Source organism: Streptomyces sp. NPDC088194 (assembly GCF_040702025.1).
Lineage (GTDB): Bacteria > Actinomycetota > Actinomycetes > Streptomycetales > Streptomycetaceae > Actinacidiphila.
Genome location: NZ_JBFBIV010000069.1, coordinates 23,805 through 47,620 on the forward strand (window position 1 = coordinate 23,805; position 23,816 = coordinate 47,620).

Below are 23,816 nucleotides of genomic sequence, written 5' to 3' on the forward strand. Positions count from 1 at the left end.
AAGCCGGTGGGGAGGCGGGACGGGCGAACGGTGGGGCGGCGGGACGGGTGAACGGTGGGGCGGCCGGTGGGGCGGCCGCCCTGCGCGTCGCCCGGTCGCTCAGGCGCTCTCCATGGAGCCGAGCGGGAGGTCCACCGGCAGGTCCTGGCGGCGGCTGATGCTCAACTTGCGGTAGACGTGGGTCAGATGCTGCTCGACGGTGCTGACCGTGATGTACAGCTTCGAGGAGATCTCCCGGTTGGTGTAGCCGTGCGCGGCGAGCGCGGCCACCCGGCGCTCGGACTCGCTCAGCTTCGCGTCGCTCTCCTCGGCCCCCCGTCTTTGCCGCGGCACCGTGGGATAGCAGGGGTTCAACTGCGCGGCGAGCCCGGGCAGGATGACCTCGCGCAGCGTCTTCGCGCCGCACGCGTGCGCCAGGTTCCAGGCCCGCCGGGTGAGCATGCTCGCCCGGTTGGTCTCCCCGACCGCCTGGAGGTGCTGGCCGAGGTCGGCGAGCGCCCGGGCCAGTTCCACCCGGTCCCCCGACAGCCGCAGCTCGTCGATGGCCTCCTTCAGCAGCGCCTGCCGCTGTTCCGGCGGCCGGATCGCCGCGCGCAGCCGGAGCGAGATGCCCCGTACCCGCGGATGCCGGGCGTCCGGCAGGGAAAGCTGCTCCGCCACCAACTGCTCCGCCTGCTCGGGCTCCCCGAGCCGTACCAGCGCGTCCGCGGCCTCCGTCCGCCACGGCAGGGCCACCGGCCGGTCCAGTCCCCAGGACCGCAGCAGCCTGCCGACCTCCAGGAAGTCACGCAGCGCGGAGGCGTACTGGTTGGTCGCCACGTAGTGCACGCCGCGCGCGTACAGGTAGGAGGACAGGTACACGCTGTCGTCACGGGAGTTGGCGATGGGCAGGTCCAGCAGCCGGGCCACCGTGGCGTGTTGGCCCATCGCGGTCCGCGCCCTGATCAACAGGGCGGCCGGCGCCGCCACGAAGACGGTGCCGTTGCGGCCGGGCAGCGCCTCCCACGCGCGTAGAGCTTGCCGTTCGGCGCCGCGCAGGTCACCGAGACGCAGCAGGACGTCGCCGTGGAGCGTGGCGAACACCGCGGTCCACGCGGGGGCGTTGCGGCAGGCGGCGTCGTCGGCGAAGGTCTGGCACCACGGGGTGGCCCGCTCCGGGTGCTCGGACAGGATGAGCGTCTGGAGGGCCTGCACGATCGGCAGCAGCGTGGTCTCGGTCAGGACGGCGTCCTGCAGGAACCGTTCGCAGTCCGCCAGATCGCTCATGCCCCGGTCCCGCACCGCCCAGAAGGCCGCGTGGGGCAGGTTCGGGTAGGGATCGTGCGCCGTACCGGAGTCCGGCCCGGGCGGGTTCATCCGCCGCAGGACCTCGTCGGTCTCGGCGATGCGCCCCTGCGCGCTGAGCGAGCGGACCAGAGCGGTCAGCCGGCCCTTGCTGAGCTGGCCCGCGCGCGCCAGCCGCAGCGGCTCGGCGAGGTGCTTCTCGGCCGCGGCCGGGTCGAACCGCCAGGTGATCGAGGACAGCCGGGTCTTGATCTCCGCCCGCGTTCCCTCGTCGGTGCAGGCGTCGTAGGCCAGGTGGAGCAGGTCGGCGGCCTGCCGCGGGTCGTCGGTGACCATCAGCTGCTCGGCTCGCTCCCGCAGCACGTCGACCGCCCACAGGGTGTCCGGCCACGGCTCGTGGGCGTGGACGGAGGCGCGCAGGTGCTGGATGACCTTCGCGGCCGGCTCCTGCGCCTGGTAGGCCAGGCGGGCGCAACGCCGGTGCAGGCGGGCCCGCTTGGCCGGCTCCAGCGCGTCCAGCACGGCGGCCGCGGAGCCCGGGTGCCGGAAGCGGTGGCCGTCGAGGATGCCCGCCGCCCGCAGCGCGGTGTCGGCCTGCTCGACCGCGGAGACCGGGATGCCCAGCAGCAGCGCGGCCTGCTCCGGCGAGCCGCGGTCCTGGAGCAGCGCGAGGGCGACGCCCAGGTCGAAGGCGGCCGGGCCGCTGCGCAGCACGCACGTCAGCACGGCCTGGGAGAAGAGCCCGCCGCGCTCCGGCTCCAACTCCTCCGTGGTGGTGGCGGGCGGGGTGGTGGCGCGGGTCTCCTCCAGCAGGGCCCGCAGGAGAAGGGGGTTGCCGCCGCTGATGTCGTGCAGCGCCGCGGCGGACCCGGGGATGGCGGCGATCCTCGGGTAGCCGGCGACCGCCTCCGCGACGGCCGCCTCGCTCAACCGGCCCAGCCGGATGCGCCGGAAGTCGGGCCGGCGCAGCAACTCGGTGTCGAACGTCGGGTCCTGGGAGCTGAAGTGCAGCGACCGCGCCGCCACCAGCAGGACCGGACCGGTACGGGCGTGCCGGATGAGCGCCTGGAGGTACTGCAACGACACGGCGTCCGCGTACTGGAGGTCGTCCACGCAGCAGACGACCGGCACGTTCTGGCTCAGCTCCTGGATCGCCGCGCAGAACTCGCGCATGGCCTCGGCGCGCGGCCGGCCGTCCGTGGCCTGCGGCACCTGGGCCAGCCGCGGGGTCGGCGCGTCGGCGAGCAGTTGCCGCAGTACTCCCGACGGGACGTCCGCCTCGCCCGGTGACCCGACCCCGTGCAGGAGGGCGGCGCCCTCGGCCACCGCTCGCTTTGCGAGGAAGTCGATTAAATCGCTCTTTCCGCAGCCTGAGGCGCCCTCGATAAACAGCAGACGGGCTTGCCCGGAGAGGAAATCGGCCAGTGTTGATTCGATGATCTCAATGTCCATACGATGTTCCACGAGAGTCATCATCTTCCCCCGAATTGGCGACTCGATGCAACGTACGATCAACGGCGTAAGTCTAGAGAGCGGGCAGTCGTTTCGCGCTGACCGCAAGTTGCACGGCAGTAAGTTCGCATGTAGGGGTGGCGCCCTCTCTACGGGCGCATAGGGGGTTGGATCAGGGGAGATGTCCCTTCGCCGGCTAGCCGCGGGGGCACGTTCCGGTCCTGAAGTCCGCGGCAGTTCGTGGCGGACTCACAGGGCTCCTTCGGTCCGCGGGCCCCTATGATCCACATTCGGCCGGTTCGCCGTCGGAGCGGGGGAGCCGGCACGCCCTGAGTGGGGGCGTCGGCCCAGGCCGGACGCCCTGCGAACGCCGTTGGCCGAGCGGCCGCGCCCGCGCGGGCGGGCCGTCGATCGGCGGCCGAGGCGGTCGCTGCCGGGTTGCCCCGACGGGCCGGAATGGCCTGGCCGGAAAAATCTGGTTGACAGTTGGATGACTTTCGCTTGTATACGGCCCCTACCGCGTCCGCGTGCGGGAGCGGGGTCCACGCCGGGGCCTCCGGCGAATGCGGATGCCCGCGATATTCCTCGGGAATAGCTGTCGGAATCAGGTCGGAATGTTATGCGGTGGCGGGGAGAAGGGGGCTTCGGCTCACCGCGTGTTCCTGGGCCGAACACCCCTTGTCCGCCCGGTACGGGAACGGGAAAAGGTGCCGGACGACGGCCGGCCGGGGGACGGGAGCCCACCGCGGAGCGCCAAGCGGAGAAAATCCGCTGCCTCCGTTCGCCGGGCTCGGCGGTTTTTCCCGACGACCCTCGCCCGACCCGGTTCCGGCGCCCGGAATTCCCCCCGGTTGCCCGATCGTCGGCCGCCCCCGAGGGTCCGCGCGCCGCCGTCCGAGGGGTGCGCGGAAGGGTCCGCGGGCCGCGCCGGCCGCTCGGGAGATCGGCTCGACGCCAGGTGGGCGGGGGCGCGGACCGGTTCGCGGCGTGCGGTCGCGTCCCGGGCCGCGCCCTCGCTCACCTCGGCTTTTCGTCCGGCAAAGCGGCTTCTTCACCAGCAGCCACATGCGTTCCTACGAATTGCGCGCAGTGTGTAATACATACGTCTGATCCAGAGCTACAGTTGGACCATGGGACATCGCGAGGAACTGCTCAAAGGCGCCAAGCACTGCCTGTATGAAAAGGGTTACGCCCGGACTACGGCACGTGACATTGTGGCGGCGTCCGGCACCAATCTTGCTTCCATCGGCTACCACTACGGGACAAAGGAAGTCCTGCTGCGCGCCGCCCTGATCAGGGCGATGAACGAGTGGGGCAGCGAGATGCTGCGCGCGCTTCCGGCCGAGGCCCCCGCGTCCGAGGACCCGCTGGAGCGCTTCGAGTCCACCTGGACGCGGATGATCGAACTGTTTCCGGACAACAGCCGCCTGTGGCGGGTGAGCTTCGAGGTCTTCGCACAGATCCCGCACGACGAGGAGCTCCGCAAGACGATCGCGGGGGCCCTGCCCGACGCCCACGAGGCGATCGCCGAGCTCTTCCAGGGCGTCGACAGCGCCGCGGACGAGAAGTCGGCGCAGCTCGTCGGCATGTTCCACCAGGCCCTGCTCACGGGAGTGCTGGCGCTGTGGCTCATCGACCCGGAGCAGGCCCCCACCGGCCATGACCTCGCCGAGGCGCTGCGCATCGTCGCCGGTGGCCCGGCCGCGTCCACGCAGGGGGCATCCGGCGCGGAACCGTCCCGTGAGAAGTCCGAAACCGCCCAGGAACAGGAGGAGGGCATCCGCGAGGACAGCGCGGCACCCGGGGCCGGCGCGGAGCCCGTACAGTCGTGAGCCCGCGCGGCCCGGGCCCGGCGCTCAGCCGGCCGGCCCGCCGCCGCCCAGCACCTGCGCCAGGTCGTAGGAGACGGGCTCCTCCAGTTGCGCGTACGTGCAACTGTCAGGGGTCCGGTCCGGGCGCCAGCGGCGGAACTGGGCGGTGTGCCGGAAACGGTCGCCCTGCATGTGGTCGTAGGCCACCTCCAGGACGCGCTCCGGGCGCAAGGGCACCCAGGAGAGGTCCTTCTTGCCCGTCCAGCGGCTGGGCCCGCCCGGCAGCCGGTCGGCGGACTGCGCCTCCTCGCTGGCCCACTCCTGCCAGGGGTGGCCCTCGACCGACTCCATCCGCAGCGGCGCCAGCTCCTCCATGAGGGCCGCGCGCCGGGCCATCGGGAAGGACGCGCAGACCCCGACGTGCTGGAGCCGGCCGTCCGCGTCGTACAGGCCCAGCAGCAGCGAGCCGACCACCGGCCCGCTCTTGTGCGGCCGCAGCCCCGCCACCACGCAGTCCGCGGTCCGCTCGTGCTTGACCTTGACCATGGACCGCGCCCCCGGCTGGTACGGCAGTTCGTGCGGCTTGGCGACCACGCCGTCCAGGCCCGCGCCCTCGAACTGCGCGAACCACTCCCGCGCGACGGCCAGGTCGTCGGTGGCGGGAGTGACGTGCACGGGGGCCGCCGCGTCGCGCAGCGCGAGCAGCAGCGCCTCGCGCCGTTCGCGCTGGGGCGCCGCCACCAGCGAGGTGTCGCCCAGCGCCAGCAGGTCGAACGCGACGAAGCTCGCCGGCGTGACCTCCGCCAGATGGCGCACCCGCGAGTCGGCGGGGTGGATGCGCTCCAGCAGCGCGTCGAAGTCCAGCCGGCCGTCCCTCGCGATCACGATCTCCCCGTCCAGCACGCAGCGTGCGGGCACCTGCTCGCGCAGCGCCTCGACCAGTTCGGGGAAGTAGCGGGTCAGCGGCTTGCCCGAGCGGCTGCCCAGCTCGACCTCGTCGCCGTCACGGAAGACGATCGCCCGGAAGCCGTCCCACTTCGGCTCGTACAGCATCCCCGGCGGGACGGCCGCCGCCGACTTCGCCAGCATCGGCCGCACCGGCGGCATCACGGGAAGGTCCATGCCGGGATTCTCCGCCGCGCGGCGGCCGGGCGCCCGCCGAGTGACGGGCGGGGGGAGCCCCGGCCCGCGCGCGTGAGGCGGCTGCCGCGCCGACGGGCGATCCGCGGCGAGGCGGCCTAGCGTGAGGGGCATGGCAGAGGCGCTGGAGCTCACGGTCGGCGAGCGCACGGTCCGCGTGTCCAACCCGAACAAGGTGTACTTCCCGGAGCGCGGCTTCACCAAGGCCGACGTCGTCCGCTACTACCTGAGCGTCGGGGACGGCATCCTGCGCGTCCTGCGGGACCGGCCCACCACCCTGGAGCGCTACCCCGACGGCGTCGGCGGCGAGTCGTTCTTCCAGAAGCGCGCGCCCAAGAACCTGCCCGATTGGATTCCGACCGGCCGCATCTCCTTCCCCAGCGGGCGCCACGCCGACGAGATCTGCCCCACCGAGACCGCCGCCGTCGCCTGGGCGGCCAACCTCGGCTGCCTCACCTTCCACCCCTGGCCGGTGCGCCGCGACGACACCGAGCACCCCGACGAGCTGCGCATCGACCTCGACCCGCAGCCGGGCACCGACTACGCCGACGCGGTGCGCGCCGCCCACGAACTGCGCGACGTGCTCGACGGGCTGGGCCTGACCGGCTGGCCCAAGACCTCCGGCGGCCGGGGCCTGCACGTCTTCGTGCCGATCGCCCCCGAGTGGACCTTCGTCCAGGTCCGCCGTTCGGCCATCGCGATCGCCCGCGAACTGGAGCGGCGCGACCCGGCGCACGTCACCACCGCCTGGTGGAAGGAGGAGCGCGGCGCGAAGATCTTCGTCGACTACAACCAGACCGCCCGCGACCGCACCATCGCCAGCGCCTACTCGGTACGGCCCCGCCCGCAGGCCCCCGTCTCCGCACCGCTGCGCTGGGACGAGCTGGACAGCGCGGTGCCCGCCGACTTCGACCTCGCCACCATGCCGGGCCGGTACGCCGAGGTCGGCGACCTGCACGCCGACATGGAGGACCACGCCTTCCGGCTCGACGCCGCCCTGGAGCTGGCCGCGCGCGACGAGGCCGAGCACGGGCTGGGCGACCTGCCCTATCCGCCGGACCACCCGAAGATGGCGGGCGAGCCGAAGCGGGTGCAGCCGAGCCGCGCGAAGAAGGAGAAGTAAGGAGAAGGGGGCCCGGGAGGAAGCACGGGCGCCGGAAGGCACCGACGCGTAGCGGCCGGGGGAATGCGGTGGGGGGGTGACCCGGGCCCGGAGGCACCGGGACCCGGGTCACGTCAGGGGGGCGGGCCTCAGTCGAAGGTCTCCACGAACTCCTGCGGCGGGCCCAGCTCCGGCCGGTCGCGCAGCTCGATCCGGTCGCCGAAGCGCTCCAGTTCGAGCACCGTCACGGTGTTGCCGCCCGCGGCCAGCAGCGGCGCGGGCACGTACAGCGTCAGCTGCGGACCGATTTCCCAATAGCGGCCCAGCAGCGTGCCGTTGACCCAGGCGAAGCCCTTGCCGAAGCCGGGGAAGGCGAGGAAGGTGTCGGCGGGCCGCGGCACGCTGAACGACGCGACGGCGAAGCCCGCGCCGCCCGAGGGCGCGGCCGCGTCCGGCGCGATCCGCACGTCGTCCGGCGACCATTCGTCCAGCGGGAGTTCACGCATCTCCCAGCCGTGCACCAGCCGCCGCTCGACGCGGACCCCACCGAGGATGCCCTTGCCCTGGCCCAGCAGCGGGCCGTAGTTGATCCGGCCCTGGTTCTCCACCAGCAGTTCGAGCCGGACCCGCTGCCCGGCGCCCTCGACGGCCAGCGAGCCGGTCTCCTGGTCGAGCACGCCCAACGGCACCCCGTCGGCGAAGACCTGCGCCCGGTCGTGCAGCCCGGTCACCGTCAACTCGCAGCTGCCGTGCGGCAGTCGGGGCCACGCCCGGTACAGCACCAGGCCGGAGGGCTGCCCCAGCTCCTCGAAGCTCATCGGGTACGGCGAGCGCACCGCCGCGGACATCGCGGTGAGCCCGCCGAGCAGACCCGCGCCCTGCCGCACCGGCAGGTCGCGCGGGGCGAGCAGTTCGGCCGGCGGCGGCAGCGGGCGATCCCGTGCCCCGGACGCCGCGGCGCCGTCCTGCGTCCCGGCGGCCACCGCCCGCAGCCGCTCCCGCAGCGCGAGGAACTTCGCCCCGACCGCGCCGTGTTCGGCGATCGGCGCGTCGGAGTCATAGCTGGTGACGGTCGGCTGGAAGCGGGTGCCGTCATGGTTGGCGCCCGCCCACAGGCCGAAGTTGGTGCCGCCGTGCGCCATGTAGAGGCTCACCGAGCCGCCCTCGTCCAGGATCTCGCCGAGCGTGCCCGCCGCGCTGCCGGCCGAGCGGACGTGGTGCGGGTCGCCCCAGTGGTCGAACCAGCCGTTCCAGAACTCGGCGCAGACGAACGGCTCGTCGGCCCGGCGCTCGCGCAGCAGCCGCGCCGCCTGCCCGGCCCGCGAGCCGAACGTCGCGGTGGCCAGCACCCCCGGCAGCGAACCGCCGTCCTGCATCAGCTCGGTCGGGCCGTCCGCGGTGCACAGCAACTCGCTGATCCCGCGATCCACCAGCGCGTCCCGCAGCCACTCCAGATAGTCGGTGTCGTCGCCGTAGCTGCCGTACTCGTTCTCCACCTGCACGGCGACCACCGGCCCGTCGTACGCCGCCTGCGCCGCCGCGATCTTCGGTACCACGACGTCGAACCAGCGTGCCACCTCGTCCAGGAACAGCCGCTGCGAGGTGCGCGGCCGCAGCCCTGGCATGCCGGTCAGCCACGAGGGCAGCCCGCCGTTGTCCCACTCCGCGCAGATGTACGGGCCCGGGCGGACGATCACGTCCAGGCCGGCGTCCTGCGCGAGGTCGAGGAACCGTGCGAGGTCGCGCGGGCCGTCGAAGCGGGGCGCCGACCGGCGCGGCTGGTGGAAGTTCCACGGAACGTACGTGTCCACGGTGTTGAGGCCCAGCGCGGCCAACCGGGCCAGCCGGTCCGCCCATTGCGCCGGGTGCACCCGGAAGTAGTGCAGCGACCCGGCGAGTATCCGGTGCGGCTCGCCGTCCCGCAGGAGTTCGCCCCGCGGGTAGGACAGGATCGGGGCGGGTGGCTGCGCCGGGCTCCCGACCGGGACCACGGCGGCCGTCGCGTCCCGCTGATCGGCAGTGTCCCGCTGATCGGCGTCCACGCCCACCGCCATCCCGCGGAATGATACCGATACCGTCCGGTCCACCGCCGACTTCGCCATGCTCGCTCCCTAGTGACGTGCTCACGGGTGGAGCAACCTCGGGGGAACTGTTGCACAGGATGATATCGATGCCAAGCCCGGCCGGTGCCGGGTGTCCGGCGGCCCCTGGGTGGCCCCTCCCCGGGGCCGGGGTGTCCTTCACGGGCGGCGGCCACCCCCGAGGGGCGCTCGGCCGCACGGGAGGGCGGCGGATGGGACCGTTATCATCGGGGGAGGAGCGGAAGGGGCCCATGGAGAAGCAGAGCGGGCGCGAGAGCGTACGGCCGCCGGGGATGACGGACGTCGCGCGGGTCGCGGGAGTGTCCGCGCAGACGGTCTCCCGGGCGCTGGCCGGGCACCCGAACGTGCAGGAGAAGACCCGCGCGAAGGTGCTCGCCGCGGTGGAGCAGCTCGGCTACCGGCGGAACAACGCCGCCCGCATGCTCTCCTCCGGCCGCAGCCGCACCATCGGCGTGGTCACCCTCCAGACCAGCTTCTACTCGCGCACCGCGCTCACCTCGGGGATCGAGCACGCCGCGCAGGCCGCCGGGTACGCGGTGAGCACCGCCACCACCGCGTCGCTGGACACCTCCGCGATCGAGGGGGCGCTGCAGCGGCTGGCCGACCAGCACGTGGAGGGCGTGATCCTCGCGGTGCCGCTGATCCATGTCTCGCGGCAGATCGAGCAGTTGACCGGTGCGGTGCCCACCATCACCATCGACGGCTCGCGCACCTCGGCGACCGAGGTGGTCGCCGTCGACCAGTCGCTCGCCGCGCGGCTGGCGACGCGGCACCTGCTCGACCTGGGCCACGAGACGGTGTGGCACGTGTCCGGGCCCGGGCAGTGGCTGGACGCGGCGAGCCGCGCGGCCGGCTGGCGGGCCGAGCTGGAGGCCGCCGGGCGTACCGTCCCGCCGGAGCTGGCGGGGGACTGGTCGCCCGCGTCCGGCTACCGCAACGGCCTGATCCTGGGCCGCATCCCCGACGTCACCGCGGTGTTCGTGGCGAGCGACGAGATGGCGTTCGGCGTGATCAGGGCGCTGCACGAACTCGGGCGCAGGGTGCCGGACGACATCTCCGTGGTCGGGGTCGACGACATCGCGCTCGCCGAGTACTGCTCGCCCTCGCTGACCACGGTCGCGCAGCCGTTCGCGGAGATGGGGGCGCTCGCGGTGGCGCACCTGGTCCGGGCGATCGCCGAGCCGGGCGCCGCCCCCGAACCCGCTTCCGTGGAGCCCACGTTGGTGGTCCGCGCGAGCACTGCTCCCGTCAGGGTGCCCTGACCCTCCGGGGTGGTGGGTGCTGTCGGTCGAGGGACCACCCGCCGGTGGTGGGTTTCGCGCGCCGTTCCCCGCGCCCCTTTGCCGACCTGGGTGCCCCGTCCCGCCCGTCGAGGGACCACCCGCCGGTGGCGGGTTGGCCGCGCCGTTGTCCCCCAGAGCTTCGCCCGGGTGGGGGCGCCCCCGGCGGAGCCAGGGGGAGCGGCCCCATGCGCCCGCTATCCGGCTGGACCGGATGCTCATCGGGTGTGCGGCGATATCAGGCTTGCTCGCTTGGTTCACAGACTCTGGTGTTATCGATGCCATCGCGGCTACAGTCGGCACCACTTTCGGCGCTCTCCCAGCCCTAGGCGGTAGTTGGCATGACCTTGAGCATGACCTCGAGCCCACCCCGTTCACCGCGTCGCAGACGTAGCCGGCGGCTTGCGACCGCGGTCGCGTTCCTCGCCTCGCTGACGTTGCTGTCGGTCGGCGTGACCCCCGCGCTGGCGGCGGCGCCGGCCGCGCAGGCGGCCGCGGACCCCGGCACACCCATCGACCCGGGCCAGTACAGCCTGGTCGGCGCCGACTCGCAGTCGCCGGCGTATCCGGCGCCGCCGGCGCTGGACGGCACCGCGCTCGCGGCGTTCGACGACGACACCGGCACGCAGTGGACCGTCGCGTACGACGTCGTGAACGGGGCCGGCGTCGCCAAGACGCCGATGCCGCACTGGCTCACCGTCGACGTGGGCGGGTCGTTCACCCTCACCGGCCTCGACTACTCCGTGAAGAAGCAGGACAACGGCCCGGTCAAGGACTTCAAGGTCTACGTCACCGACGACCCGGCCGTCGCGAAGGACCCGAAGGGCGACTGGGGCGCACCCGCCGCCACGGGGTCGTTCCACCAGCCCACCGCCGACACCGAGGTGCAGACGGTCGCGTTCGACAAGCCGGTCAAGGGCCGTTACGTCAGGTTCGAGGCGGACAGCGCGATCAACGGCAGCGACAACGCGTCCGTCTCCGAGCTGCGGGTGCGCGCGACCGGCGACACCACGCCCGCGCCGGTGACGCCGCCGCCCCCGGCGCACCCCGCCACCCCGGTGACCCTGTCCCGCGGCGGGCTGAAGGTCCAGGTGGCCAAGGAGTTCCCGCAGGTCGTGTCGTACGCGATGGACGGCGGCACGCTCGGTGGGCAGCCGTCGGTGCTGGACACCTTCGACATCAACGGCAAGGCGCACACCGCGACCACCGCGATGCGCGTCACGGGCGACACCGCGACGTACACCTCCACCTTCGCCGACCTGCCGAACGTCACCATCACCTCGGCGATCACCGTGACCGCGAAGAAGACCGTGGTGTTCGAGGTGAAGAAGATCGCCGGCAGTGCGGCCCGCACCGTGGACGAGCTGTCGATCCCCGACCAGTCGCTGGTGTCGGTCGACACCTCCGACCCGCACGCGAACCTGGCCCGTACCAGGATCTCCACCGACTCCACCACGACCGCCGACCAGTTCATCGCGGTCACCGGGGCCACCACGCCGGACGCCGCGTCGGTCGGCACCCCCTACGGCTTCGTCGCCGACTCCCGGCTGTCCGCGGGGCTGCTCACCGACGCCACCGACGACGCCGCGCAGGACAACAACGACAACGGCAACACCCGGCTCCAGTCGCGGATCGTGGACGCGGGCGGCGGCGCCCGGCGCGCGGAGCTGTCGGTCGGCAACTACACCTACGCGGCCAAGGGCGCGACCGACCCGCGGGTGGCGACGTACACGCTGCCGAAGACCACGGTGGTGCTGGCCGGGGACGCCAACGGCGACGGCCAGGTGACCTGGGAGGACGGCGCGATCGCCTACCGGAACGCGATGACGCGCCCGCTGGGCGCGGACCGGGTCCCGGAACGCGTGGTGCAGCACATCCCGTTCAACTTCGCCAGCGAGGCGACCAACCCGTTCCTGAAGACGCTCGACAACGTCAAGCGGATCTCGCTGGCCACCGACGACCTCGGCCAGTGGGTGCTGGAGAAGGGCTACGCCAACGAGGGCCACGACTCCGGGCACCCGGACTACGGCGGCGACTACAACGTGCGGGCCGGCGGGTTGAGCGACCTCAACCAACTCGCCGCCCAGGGCGCGAAGTACAACGCCGACCTGGCCGTGCACGTCAACGTCACCGAGGCGTACCCGCAGGCGAAGCACTTCAGCTCCGGCCTGGTCCAGGGCCAGGTCAACGGCTGGGACTGGCTCAACCAGTCGTACCACATCGACCAGCGCACCGACCTGGGCAGCGGCGCGATCCTCGACCGCTTCAAGGAGCTGCGCAAGGAAGCGCCCGGCATCAAGACCGTCTACATCGACGCCTACTACTCCAGCGGCTGGCTCGCCGACGAACTCGCCACCCAGCTGCACAAGATGGGCTTCGAGGTCGCCAGCGAGTGGGCGTACAAGTTCGAGGGCGAGTCGATCTGGTCGCACTGGGCCAGCGACAAGAACTACGGCGGCCCCACCAACAAGGGCATCAACTCCAACATCGTCCGCTTCATCGGCAACACCGACCGTGACGTGTGGAACGTCGACCCGCTGCTCGGCGGCTCCGACATCAAGGAGTTCGAGGGCTGGACCGGCCAGGACGACTGGAACGCCTTCTACAGCAACATCTTCACCGAGAACCTGCCCACCAAGTTCCTCCAGCACTACCAGGTGACGGACTGGGACTTCGGGAAGTCCGCCCGGCTCACCGGCGGGGTCGACGTCGCGATGACCGACGGGGTGCGGCAGATCACCATGGGCGGCGCCCTCGTCCTGAAGGGCGACAGCTACCTGCTGCCGTGGGGCGAGGCCAAGGGCGGCGACGGCACCTCCTCGCCGAGCGACGCCGACAAGATGTACGCCTTCAGCGCGTCGGGCGGCACCCACACCTTCGGGCTCACCGCGCAGTTCGCCCGGGACCGGCACTTCACCCTCTACCGGCTCACCGACACCGGCCGGGTCAAGGCCGCCGACATCACCCCGTCCGGTGGCCAGGTCACCCTGACCACCACCAAGAACCAGCCGTACGTCCTGGTGCCGACCGGCGGCAAGGCCCCGCACACGGACGTGGACTACGGCCAGGGCAGCGGCCTGTCCGACCCGGGCTTCAACGCGGGCGACCTGACCGCCTGGCACCCGACCGGCGGCGCGGCCGTCGCGCGCACCACCAACGGCGACAACGTCGCCCGCCTCGGCACCGGCGCCGCGTCCGGCATCTCCCAGCAGGTCAAGGGACTGAAGGCCGGGAAGACCTACACGCTCAGCGCCGACGTCGAGATCGCCAAGGGGCAGCGGCGCGCCGTCACCCTCGGCGTCAGCGGCGGCAAGCAGCCCGCCGCGAACACCTTCGACACCACACCCGCGCCCAACGAGGTGGCGGCCGACGCCAAGGAGGGGACGTACGCCCAGCGCGCCTCGGTCACCTTCACCGCACCGCCCGGCGGCCGGGTCACCGTCGCCATCGGCGCCGCCGCGGGCGACCCGGCGGTCACCCTGGACGACGTGCGGCTGATGGCCGACAGCACCGTCCCGCTGCCCAAGGCCGGCAGCAAGGCGGCCGACGGCACCCTCGTCGCGAGCGAGGACTTCGAGGGGAACCAGCCCGGCTGGGGCCCCTTCGTGAAGGGCGACGCGGGAGGCGTCACCGACCCGCGCACCAGCATCAGCGACCTGCACGCGCCCTACAGCCAGAAGACCTGGAAGAACACCTACGCCCCCTACAACTCCGGCACCCTCAAGGGTCAGGCGGTGGACGACGTCATCGGCGGCGACCACTCGCTGAAGGCCCACGAGGAGAACACCGGACTGGTCTACCGCACGGTCCCGGCGACCGTGCCCTTCACCGCCGGGCACCAGTACCGGGTGTCGTTCAGGTACCAGACCAACGTGGCCGGGCAGTGGGCCTGGGTGACGGGCGCCGACACCGTCGGCGGCGGCAAGGTCACGTCGAAGGACGTCACCCGCGACACCCTCGACCCGGCGCTGGACACCGCCACCTACAGCAAGGACATCGTGGCCGGGTGCGGTGACACCTGGGTGGGCCTGCGCAAGCTCGGCGGGGCTTCCGGCACGGACTTCGTGCTGGACGACTTCACCGTCACCGACCTCGGCCCCTCGGCCACCGGGCCGGCCTGCGCGAGCGTCACGGTGCCGCCCACCGCGGAGTTGAGCCCCGGGGTGCCGAGCGAGTATGCCACCACCTTCACCAACAGCGAGACCACCGACGCCACCGGCGTGCGGATGACACTCGACGGGCTGCCCGCGGGCTGGACCGCCGAAGTGGAGAAGCAGGGCGGCAACGCCTTCGCGGCCGTCAAGCCCGGTGCGAGCGCGACCACCACCTGGCTGATCACCGCGCCGGCCGGTGCGGCGGGCACCTCGGCGAGCTGGAAGGCCACCGCCTCCTACACCAACGGCGGCGCCACCAAGACCGTCGCCACCGACGCCAAGGCGACGGTCGCCTCCCGCGCGCTGCTCTCGCCCGGCTCCATGACCGCCACCGCCGACTCCGAGAACCTCTCCTCCGACCCCACCGAAGGCCCGGTCGCCAACGTGCTCGACGGCGACCCCGGCACCATCTGGCACACCGACTACACCAACTCGGAGGCGCCCTACCCGCACTGGGTCACCCTGAAGCTGTCCGGACCCGCCGACGTCGACGGCTTCGGCTACCTCGACCGCCAGAGCGGCGGCCTCAACGGCCGGATCGGTGACTACGAGATCGCGGTCTCCGACGACGGCACCACCTGGCAGACCGTCACCCACGGCACCCTCGTGGACTCCCCGCAGACGCAAGCGATCAACTTCCCCCCGGTCAGGGCCTCCTACGTCCGCTTCACCGGGCTGAACGCGCTCAACGGCCTGCCGTTCGCGGCCGCCGCCGAGATGCGGGTCTACGGGTCGTACGCCAACCCGCCGGTGGGCTACCCGCCGCAGTAGGGCAGACGCACGGAAACCGGGGTGGCCGCTCTTCACGGAGAGCGGCCACCCCGGGCGCGGTTCCGGCCGCCGCGGGGCACGCAGGACGCGAGCAGCCCCGGGCGCGGGTCCCGCGAGGGCGCGGTCAGGCCATCCGCAGCGGCTTGTGCAGCCCGGACAGCTCCAGCAGGTCCACCGGCACGACCTCCTGGGTGCGGTCGTCGATCACCGACACCCGCACCGCGGGGCTCGGGTTCGCGTCCCTGGTCGCCTGGTCGTCCAGAGCGAACAGCACGTTCACCGGCCGCGCGCCGCCCGCGTCGTGGTGCACGCCGGCGAACCGCAGCACCCGCCAGCCCTCGTCGTCCCAGGAGTCCAGGAGCGCGGAACGGACGATCGGCGCCGATGCCTGCCAGGCGAGCGAGCGCTCCAGCAGTTCCACCGACGCCTCGACGGGCACCCAGCCGCGCGGGCCGGCCGGCAGCGGAGTGCCGAAGACCCGCAGCCGCAGCCGCCGCAGCGGCATCCACACCCGGTCCAGGTCGGTGGACAGGGCGAGCAGGCCCGCCGCGGCCACCGCGACCACCAGCACCGACCAGCCCGGGTCCCGGGCCACCCGCGACCACCAGGCGGTGCCCGCGAAGGCCGCGGCCACCCCGCCGGCCAGTACCGCGCCGGCCCGCAGGAACGAGCGCACGCCGATCGGACCCTCGTCACGGGCACTGCAACCGCAGGAGGACTGCGGCGCGGTCGCCTTCGCATAGCCGAGGTAGCCGGTGAAGCCCGCCCCGAGCAGCGCGGTGGCCGCGCCGGGCAGGACCGTGCCGGGGAAGGCGGCCAGCAGGCCTGCGGCCACCACGAGTTCGACGGCCCCCACCGCGCGCAGCGCGAACGCCGCCCGGTGGCCGTTGCCGAGCACCCGCACCAGTACGGTGTTCGCCGCCACCTGCGCGGTGCGCCGGCCCAGCAGCTTGGCCGCGCCGCTCACCGCGAGCAGCACACCGCACACCAGGGGAGCGAGGTCGAGGATCATCGCGCCGCTCCTCAATGGCCGACCGTGACGCGGGCGATGTCCACCGAGTCGTCCGCGGGCCGCCAGGCGCCGAGCACCTGCGCCGACTGCCCGATCCGCACCCGGGACAGGTCCGGGGTGAGCGACCCGCCGAGGTAGGACGCGGTGGTCGTCTGGGGCACGATCCGGCCCACCACGGCGTGGTTGCCGTCGCCGTGCGTGAGGTGCAGGCGGTCCTTGGCGATGCCCCGGATCGTGCAGAACAGGTTCACGATGTTCACCCACACCGCGTCGGCGGCGATGGTGCCGTCGGGCATGTCGACGCCCCGCGCGTACAGGCCGTCGCCGACCTCGATCGCGTCGGCGGTGGTGGTGTGCAGCTTCCAGACGCTGGTGGCGTTGGTGAGTTGGATCAGGTGCCGGTCGCCGTACGAGCCGGCCACTTCGAGCACGGTGCCCTTGATGGCGGTGATCCGGCCCTCGGCGAACGCCGACTTGGCGATCGCGGGGTCGAGGGAGGGGGACGGCGCGGCGAACGCGGCGTCCGCGTCGAGTCCACCGAGCGCCGAGGCGCCCACGATGGTGGCGCCGCCGAGCGCGGCGGTGGTCAGGAAGCGCCTGCGGTCGAAGCCGGAACGGGCTCTGGGGTCTTGGCGGTTGCTCATGTCGGTGCTCCTCCTGCCGGGTCGGGTCACTCGTAGATGTAGACCGGCAGCAGGCCGGAGCTGAGACTCCCGATCGCCGAGAAGGCCGCCGGGGTCAGGTCGATCACGCGGTTGGTGCGGCAGGCGCCGTTGCAGCAGGTGGCCTCGCCGCAGAAGCTGTGGGTGCTCGGGCCGCAGTCGGAGATCGTGACGCAGACCTGGGCGCCGGAGCACTGGTGCTTGACGTTCATCACCGAACCGCAGCCGCGCTGCGGGAGGCCCTCGCCGCACAGGTCGGGCCGGGTGATGTTGAAGCACGCCTGGCTGGCGTAGGGCCAGGCGGCCTGGTTGGAACTGGACTGGCAGGTGCCGCAGGCGCCGGTGCCGGCGCTGCCGCAGGGGCCCCAGGAGCTGCCGCAGCAGAACCAGGAGGTCTCACCTGCCCAGAGGCTGGTCGATCCGCAAGCCATGTCGGGTTCCCTTCGCTGTTGTCGGAATACCGAGATGTCCTGTGCATGACAACTCGGGATACGAGGTGGGGTTCGCGGGAGTTCGGGAGGAGTTCAGGGTGCGGCGTACGAGGTGTGACGTACGAGGTGCGATGCGCGGGGTGCGGCGTACGAGGTGGGATGCGCGAGGTGCGGCGTACGAGGTGCGATGCGCGAGGTGCGGCGTACGAGGTGCGACGTGCGAAACGCGGTCTGCGACGTACGGTCTGCGACGTGCCCGGGGTGTGGCGTGCCCGTGGTGTCTCGTGGAGCCGCACGCGACGCGGCGCTGCGCGCGTGGGCCCGGGGATCGGGCGCCTCCGGCTGTGCCGGGTGGGGACGTTGGGGCTGTAGTGCGGTGGAGCACGGCCATGATGCGCGCTTCTACGCGCGTCCGCCAGAGGGCGGACGCGCGTAGATGGTTTCCCGGTGCACCGACGGTGGCCGGAATCGTCATAACCCTGTCCTTGCCGCCATTCCCGGGCCGCGCCCAGGATGGAGACGTGACCAGCCGCCGTATCGTCTTCGCCGTCTACCCGGACTTCCAGATCCTGGATCTCACCGGGCCGCACGAGGTGTTCGCGAGCGCCGGACGGATAGCCGCCGCGGCGGGCGCCGGGGCGGCGGACCCCCACGTGGGTGACGGCGCGGACCGGACGGTGATCGAGGTCGTGTCCGCCGAGGCCGGCCCGGTCGCGTCGAGCGGCGGCCTCGCGGTGACCCCGACGCTGCCCCCCGCGCGAGTCGGCAGCCCGGTCGACACGCTCGTCGCGGTCGGTGGACCCGGCGTCCAACGAGCCTGCCAGGAACGGGAGTTCGTCGAGTGGTTCGCGGCCACCGCGCGCACCGCCCGGCGTACCGCGTCCGTGTGCAGCGGCGCCTTCCTGCTCGCCGAGGCCGGGCTGCTCGACGGGCGCCGGGCCGTCACCCACTGGTCGGTCTGCGCCGAACTGGCCGAGCGCTACCCGGCCGTCACGGTCGACCCCGACCCGATCTTCGTCCGCGACGGCGACGTGTGGACGTCGGCCGGGGTCACCGCGGGCATCGACCTCGCGCTCGCCATGGTCGAGGCGGACCACGGCCCGGAGGTGTCCAGGACGATCGCCCGTCACCTGGTGATGTTCGTGCAACGACCGGGCGGACAGGCCCAGTTCAGTACCCAACTCGCCGCGCAGCGCCCGGACAGGTCGCCGCTGCGGGAGGTGCTGGACTGGATCGCGGACCACCTCTGCGACGATCTCGCGGTGCCCGCGCTCGCCGCCCGCGCCGGGATGAGCGAGCGCAACTTCACCCGCGTCTTCCGCGCCGAGACCGGCCGCACCCCGGGGGCGTACGTCGAGGGCGCCCGGATCGAGGCCGCGCGCCGGCTGCTGGAGTCCACCGGCGCCACGCTCGACGGCGTGGCCCGCAGGTGCGGGTTCGGCACGGTCGAGACGCTGCACCGCAGCTTCAAGCGCCGGGTCCGGGTCACTCCGGGGGAGTACCGACGGCACTTCTCCGTGCCCTCGCCCGTGCCCGTACCCGCGCCGGCGCCCGATCCCGTTCCCGTACCCGCGGGTCCGGCCGCAGCCGCCGAACCGCCCCGGTAGCCGGCCGGATCGCTGCCCTGGGCGCCTTCCGGCCACTCGCCCGGGCTCGGCGTACCACCGGGCCCCTGACCCCCAACTGCCTCTTCCTGCCCACGAGTCGACGAACCGACCGCATGTCAGGTCGACAAACCGACACGCCCGTACGGCGACACGTACCGGCCCCCAAGGGTCCGGAGCGGCGTCGGACACGCCCGAAAACGATCACTCCCGAAAGGTTCCGCCCGTGCGAATCGTCGTTCCGGTCTTCGACGGCTTCACCTCGCTCGACGCCATCGGCCCCTACGAGTTGCTGCGGATGCTGCCCGGCGCGGAGGTGGTCTTCGCCGCGCAGTCCACCGCCCCGGTCACCGACGACGCCGGCTGGCTGACCGTGATCCCGTCCGCCACGCTCGACGCGACGGCGTCGGCCGACGTGCTGCTCGTGCCCGGCGGCCCCGGCGCGTCCCGCAACCTCGGCAACGAGGCGCTGCTGGAGTGGATTCGCCGCATCCACGCCACCACCCGGTGGACCACGTCGGTGTGCACCGGCTCGCTGCTGCTGGGCGCCGCCGGGCTGCTGGACGGGCTGACTGCCACCACGCACTGGAGCGCGGCCGGGAAGCTGGCGTCCTTCGGCGCCACCTACACCGAGCAGCGGGTGGTGGAGCAGCCCGGGGGGATCATCACCTCGGCGGGCGTCTCCTCCGGGATCGACATGGCGCTGCGGCTCGCCGAACTCGCCGCGGGCCGGGTCGCCGCCGAGGCGTTCCAGCTCGCCATCGAGTACGACCCGCAACCGCCGTTCGACTCCGGCGCGCTGTCCAAGGCGTCCCAGGAGGCGAAGGACTACCTCGCGGCGCGCTGAGCCGCGGGCGCGTGGGACGCCGCCCCGCCGTGCCACCCGCCCTGCGGGCGCGGCGCCGGCGGGGCACCGGGCGCGGGGGAGGCGGAGCGCGCGGCCGGAGCGGACGCCGGCGCGCCCGCGTCCTGGCCCGCAGCGGCGTCCGCACCCGCGTCCTCGTCCGTAGCCGGACCCTCGTCCGTACCCGGGTCCGGCTCCCGATCGGCGCCGGACCCCGCCCCGTCCGCCTCCTGCCCCTCCGGCAGCCGCGGATCGGCGGCCCGCAGCCGCTCGGCCGCCCGCTCCACCGTCTCCACCAGCGGCAGCACCCGCTCGGCCACGCGCTCCCGCAACGCGATCTCGGTGCGGGTCCTGACCACCCCCGGCAGCCGTATCAGCCGCTGGATGATGTCCTCCAGGTGCGCGTTGTCGCGGGCCACGACCCGGGCCAGCAGGTCGCCGCCGCCGGTGATCGAGAACGCCTCGATGATCTCGGGCACCACCGCCAACTCGGTGCCGATCTCGTCGAGATGGCCCTGTGCGACCTCGATCCGGACGAACGCCAGCACCGGGTGGCCGAGGGCCGCGGGCGAGACCCGCGGGCCGGCGGTGGTGATCACGCCGTCGCGCTCCATGCGGTCCAGCCGCGCCTGGAGGGTGCCGCGGGCGACGCCGAGGATACGGGCGTACTCGCGGACGCTGGTACGCGGCTGCTGGAGGAGCAGCCGCAGGATACGGGCGTCCAGGGCGTCGACGGGCATGGGCCGGTGGTCCCCTCACGGCTGTGTTCTTGGCATATTCACCGTACCGACGGGTCGTCGGCCGACGATCATTTCGAGCCACCGCCATGGCCGACGGAAAAGTCGGGCCGGAAGGGAACCGGCGGACCATCGGCGGAATCTTCATATTCACGGGCACGAACCGGGCCGTGCGCATAGGCTCCGGCCACACCCGGGCGCGATCACGCGCGCCCGGCGATGTCGACGGTGACCGAGGGTGGGGGAGTTCGCGGTGTCTTGGGATGGGCAGAACGGGGCTGGTGGCGGCGGTGGTTACGGTGCGCCGCCACCCGGCGGCGCGGGAGGACCCGGTGGTCCGGGCGGTCCCGGCAGCCCGCCGGGAAGCGGCTACGGCAGCCCCGGCGGCTACGGCGCACCGCCACCCGTCCCGCCCGTCCCGCCGGCTCCGCCCACCGCCGGCGGCTACGGTGGCTACGGCGCCCCGGTGGGCGGCTTCGGCCCGCCCGGCAGCGGCCCCGGCGGATATCCGCCGCCCCCGCCGCCCGCGCCCCCCGCCGCGCCCAAGCCGCCCGCCGACGCGCTGCGGGCCGTCGCCGTGGGGCTGCTCAACCTCAGTGGCCTCGGCCTCGGTTACGCCTTCATGCGCCGCTGGCTGGGCCTGGCGATCTGCCTGATCGCCACCGCCGCGCTGGTGGTCGTCGCGCTGCCGGCCAAGCCGGACGGCGTCTCCGGCGGCGTCCTCGCCGGCTATCTGGCTTTCCTGGTGCTGGCCGCCGCACACGGCGCGTGGCGCGGCCTGCGCACCCGCCTGTCGTGGCCGCCGCTCGCACCGGTCGCGGTCGTGGTCGGCCTGGTGCTGCTCGCCGTGCCGGCCGGCGGCGTGGTCCTCTACGACAACGCGCGGGACAACGCGACGCAGAAGATGCTGCTGGACCGCCTCGCCGCGGCCGACAGCAAGGTGACCGCCGCCAAGGGCAAGGACTTCTCGTCCGCCCAGCCCGCGTACAAGTCGGCCCTCGCCTCCTACAGCGACCTCAAGAAGCACCACTCCGGCTCCAAGGCCGCCAAGTTGGTGCCCGCCCGGCTGCAGACGTTCTACTCGACGGTCGCCGCGCCGTTCGACCAGCAGCAGTACTGCGACGCCATACCCCCGCTGAAGTACCTGCGCACCGTGCCCGACTCGTTCGGCAAGGACGGCGTCGGCTCGCTGGCCACCTGGCCCGACGACAAGCTGGCGACGTCGCTGTACGAGTGCGGGGTCGTCGACCTGCAGAGCACCGACCAGTCCACCTCCTCCGGCGGCGACGAGAACGACCTGGGCGAACTGCTCACCACCTTCCCGCAGTCGCCGCAGGCCGCGAAGGTGGAACCGGCGGTCAGCTCCACCATCGACAAGGCGGCCAAGGCGATCGGCGGCAGCGACCCCTGCGGCGCCACCCAGAAGGTCACCGGCCTCGGCTCCTTCGCCACCACCCTCTCCGGCAAGGCGCACGGCAGCGCCGCGGCGGCCCTGGCCAAGGACTCCTCGCGTGCGGGCAGCCATGTGGAGTCGGGTACGTACGCGTGCGGCGTGCACCAGTACAAGGCCGGTGACTTCGACACGGCGCTCACCACGATGAACGACTTCACCGGCAAGTACCCGCACGACAAGAACCACGCGCTGGCCCACAAGTTCGCCATCGCCGCGGAGATCGCCAAGGAGGAGGCCCCGGCCGGCAAACACGTGCCCACGATGGCCTCCGGCGGCAGCATCAAGCTGATCGTCAGCAACGACAGCCCTGACCCGGTGCAGATCCTCTACACCGGCAAGGTCACCGGCAGCTTCACCCTCAAGGCGTGCGGGAGTTGCCACGCCTACTCCAGCGAGGCCAGTGCGCAGGGCAGCGCCTGCCAGGCCAGCGGCAAGCACTACCCGGAGAAGACCATCTACCTGCCGACCGGCACCATCTACTTCCTGCACAAGCCGTCGGGCGATTCGGGCGCCACCTCGCACGCGGACTCCGAGACGCTGCGTTCGGGCAGTTACTACACGGACTGCGCCTACACCGTGTCGTCCTACGGCGGTTTCTGACCGTCCGCGGAACGGAATCCGGACCCCCGGGGCGCCCGACGGCGTCGCCCCGGGGGTCCGACATGCCCCCACCGGGTGACCCGGGGGCGACGCCGACCGCCGCAGGTACTACTCTCAGCCGCCGTACAGGTGTCAGTCGGAAGAGGTACGGCAAGTGGCCGCACACGCATACATCGGGTCGTTCACGTCGGCGGGCGGGCACGGGCTCACCGCCGCCGAGGTCGACCCGGGCACGGGCGCGCTGACCGCGCTCGGCCACACCGCCGAGGTGCGGAACCCGTCCTTCCTCACCGCGTCCGCCGACGGGGGCACGCTCTACGCGGTCGGCGAGACCGATCCGGACGGCACGGCCGCCGCGTTCTCGCTGGCCGACCCGGCCGCCCCCAAGCTGCTCGGCGTCCCCGTGCCGGTCCGCGGCGGCGCGCCGACGCACCTGGCGCTGCACCACGGCCACCTGGTGACCGCCAACTACGCGGCGCCCGGCAGCGTGAGCGTGCTGGCCGTCGAGGACGACGGCGCGCTCGGCGCGGTCCGGTGCGTCCTGGCGCACGAGGGCGACGGGCCGAACCCGCAGCGCCAGGAGGCCCCGCACGCGCACGCGGTGCTGCCCGACCCCAGCGGCCGCTGGCTGCTCAGCGTGGACCTCGGCACGGACTCGGTACGGGTCTGCGAACTCGACCCGGCCACCGGCGAGCTGGAGGTCGAGCGGGAACTCGGCCTGCGCTCCGGCATCGGCCCGCGCCACCTCACCTTCCACCCCGACGGCGGCCACGCCTACGTGATGAACGAGCTCGACTCGGTCGTCACCGTCTGCCGTTGGGACGCCGACAAGGGCAGCCTCCGGCCGCTCGCCGAGACACGGGTGCTGCCCGACGGCGTCAAGGGCGACAACTACCCCTCGGAGCTGGTGGTCTCGCCCGGCGGCCGGTTCGCGTGGGCAGCCAACCGCGGGCACGACAGCATCGCGGTGCTCGGCATCGACGAGACGGGCGAGCAGGTCGAACTCCTCGACACCGTGAGCTGCGGCGGCGCCTGGCCGCGCCACCTCACCCTCGACCCGTCCGGCACCCGCCTGTACGCCGCCAACGAGCACTCCGGCGACGTGAGCTGGTTCGACGTCGACCCGGCCACCGGCATCCCGAAGCAGACGGGTTCGCTGGCACTGCCCGCGGTGTCCTGCGTGCTGTTCGTCTGACCGACGGCCTACCTGATCGACGGCCTACGTGACTGGCGGCCTACCTGACCGGTGGTCGGTCTGACCGGTGGTTCGTCTGACCGGCGGTCGGTCCTGCCGCGCAAGGCGGCCGTCCGCAGGCGCGCGAGCGCCCGCACAGGCGCCTCCTGGAGCGGCGCGGGCGCCCCCTCGGCTGTCCGAGG

At 73.0% G+C, this 23,816-nt stretch carries 14 protein-coding genes and 1 pseudogene; 8 read left to right on the top strand and 7 right to left on the bottom strand.

The window, feature by feature from the left end; all coding sequences use genetic code 11:
* Positions 1–99: 99 nt before the first annotated feature.
* Positions 100–2,736: an AAA family ATPase gene (locus AB0399_RS29740; RefSeq protein WP_366413450.1), complete on the bottom strand. Its 2,637-nt coding sequence runs from the start codon at positions 2,734–2,736 to the stop codon at positions 100–102.
* A 1,130-nt stretch (positions 2,737–3,866) separates the two neighbouring features.
* Here AB0399_RS29740 and AB0399_RS29745 point away from each other — a divergent pair.
* A complete protein-coding gene (locus AB0399_RS29745; protein ID WP_329362496.1) occupies positions 3,867–4,568 on the top strand; it encodes a TetR/AcrR family transcriptional regulator in 702 nt (233 codons plus the stop codon).
* Positions 4,569–4,592: 24 nt separating this feature from the next.
* Here the strand turns inward: AB0399_RS29745 and AB0399_RS29750 are convergent, their stop codons facing one another.
* Positions 4,593–5,669 carry an ATP-dependent DNA ligase gene (locus AB0399_RS29750; RefSeq protein WP_329362493.1) on the bottom strand — a complete coding sequence of 359 codons (1,077 nt, stop codon included), beginning with the start codon at positions 5,667–5,669 and terminating at the stop codon, positions 4,593–4,595.
* Between the two features lie 130 nt (positions 5,670–5,799).
* On the opposite strand from AB0399_RS29750, the gene ligD reads away from it, so the two are divergent.
* On the top strand, positions 5,800–6,810 hold the full coding sequence (gene ligD, locus AB0399_RS29755) for a non-homologous end-joining DNA ligase (RefSeq protein WP_366413451.1): 1,011 nt from the start codon (positions 5,800–5,802) through the stop codon (positions 6,808–6,810).
* 128 nt (positions 6,811–6,938) lie between these two features.
* On the opposite strand, the gene AB0399_RS29760 is transcribed toward ligD, so the two are convergent.
* The gene (locus AB0399_RS29760) at positions 6,939–8,843 is read right to left on the bottom strand and encodes a glycoside hydrolase family 35 protein (RefSeq protein WP_366413452.1); all 1,905 of its coding nucleotides are present in this window, start codon (positions 8,841–8,843) and stop codon (positions 6,939–6,941) included.
* A 278-nt stretch (positions 8,844–9,121) separates the two neighbouring features.
* On the opposite strand from AB0399_RS29760, the gene AB0399_RS29765 reads away from it, so the two are divergent.
* Together AB0399_RS29765 and AB0399_RS29770 are read left to right on the top strand one after the other, a co-directional pair.
* Positions 9,122–10,153 (top strand): LacI family DNA-binding transcriptional regulator, encoded by a 1,032-nt coding sequence (locus tag AB0399_RS29765; protein ID WP_329362487.1) that lies wholly within the window; start codon positions 9,122–9,124, stop codon positions 10,151–10,153.
* A 371-nt stretch (positions 10,154–10,524) separates the two neighbouring features.
* On the top strand, positions 10,525–15,096 hold the full coding sequence (locus AB0399_RS29770) for an endo-alpha-N-acetylgalactosaminidase family protein (protein WP_366413453.1): 4,572 nt from the start codon (positions 10,525–10,527) through the stop codon (positions 15,094–15,096).
* A 124-nt stretch (positions 15,097–15,220) separates the two neighbouring features.
* Here AB0399_RS29770 and AB0399_RS29775 read toward each other — a convergent pair whose 3' ends face one another.
* Genes AB0399_RS29775 through AB0399_RS29785 form a run of 3 tightly spaced genes read right to left on the bottom strand, consistent with a single transcriptional unit; the run spans position 15,221 to position 17,201 of the window.
* Positions 15,221–16,108, bottom strand: coding sequence for a MauE/DoxX family redox-associated membrane protein (locus AB0399_RS29775; RefSeq protein ID WP_366413454.1), 888 nt, complete (start codon positions 16,106–16,108; stop codon positions 15,221–15,223).
* An 11-nt stretch (positions 16,109–16,119) separates the two neighbouring features.
* Positions 16,120–16,752, bottom strand: a complete 633-nt coding sequence (locus tag AB0399_RS29780; protein WP_329362481.1) for a cell wall protein — start codon at positions 16,750–16,752, stop codon at positions 16,120–16,122.
* Positions 16,753–16,778: 26 nt separating this feature from the next.
* Complete coding sequence (locus AB0399_RS29785) at positions 16,779–17,201, bottom strand: hypothetical protein (RefSeq protein WP_328472195.1); 423 nt, start codon at positions 17,199–17,201, stop codon at positions 16,779–16,781.
* A 521-nt stretch (positions 17,202–17,722) separates the two neighbouring features.
* Between AB0399_RS29785 and AB0399_RS29790 the strand changes: the two genes are divergently transcribed.
* Together AB0399_RS29790 and AB0399_RS29795 are read left to right on the top strand one after the other, a co-directional pair.
* Positions 17,723–18,808, top strand: coding sequence for a GlxA family transcriptional regulator (locus AB0399_RS29790; RefSeq protein WP_366413455.1), 1,086 nt, complete (start codon positions 17,723–17,725; stop codon positions 18,806–18,808).
* A 223-nt stretch (positions 18,809–19,031) separates the two neighbouring features.
* Positions 19,032–19,652, top strand: a complete 621-nt coding sequence (locus tag AB0399_RS29795) for a DJ-1/PfpI family protein (protein ID WP_329362475.1) — start codon at positions 19,032–19,034, stop codon at positions 19,650–19,652.
* A 269-nt stretch (positions 19,653–19,921) separates the two neighbouring features.
* Here AB0399_RS29795 and AB0399_RS29800 read toward each other — a convergent pair.
* A pseudogene (locus tag AB0399_RS29800) lies at positions 19,922–20,389 on the bottom strand (Lrp/AsnC family transcriptional regulator); the annotation flags it as partial.
* Positions 20,390–20,852: 463 nt separating this feature from the next.
* Here AB0399_RS29800 and AB0399_RS29805 point away from each other — a divergent pair.
* Together AB0399_RS29805 and AB0399_RS29810 are read left to right on the top strand one after the other, a co-directional pair.
* Positions 20,853–22,439, top strand: coding sequence for a hypothetical protein (locus tag AB0399_RS29805; RefSeq protein WP_366413456.1), 1,587 nt, complete (start codon positions 20,853–20,855; stop codon positions 22,437–22,439).
* 154 nt (positions 22,440–22,593) lie between these two features.
* Positions 22,594–23,634 carry a lactonase family protein gene (locus AB0399_RS29810; protein ID WP_366413457.1) on the top strand — a complete coding sequence of 347 codons (1,041 nt, stop codon included), beginning with the start codon at positions 22,594–22,596 and terminating at the stop codon, positions 23,632–23,634.
* The last annotated feature ends 182 nt before the right edge of the window (positions 23,635–23,816 follow it).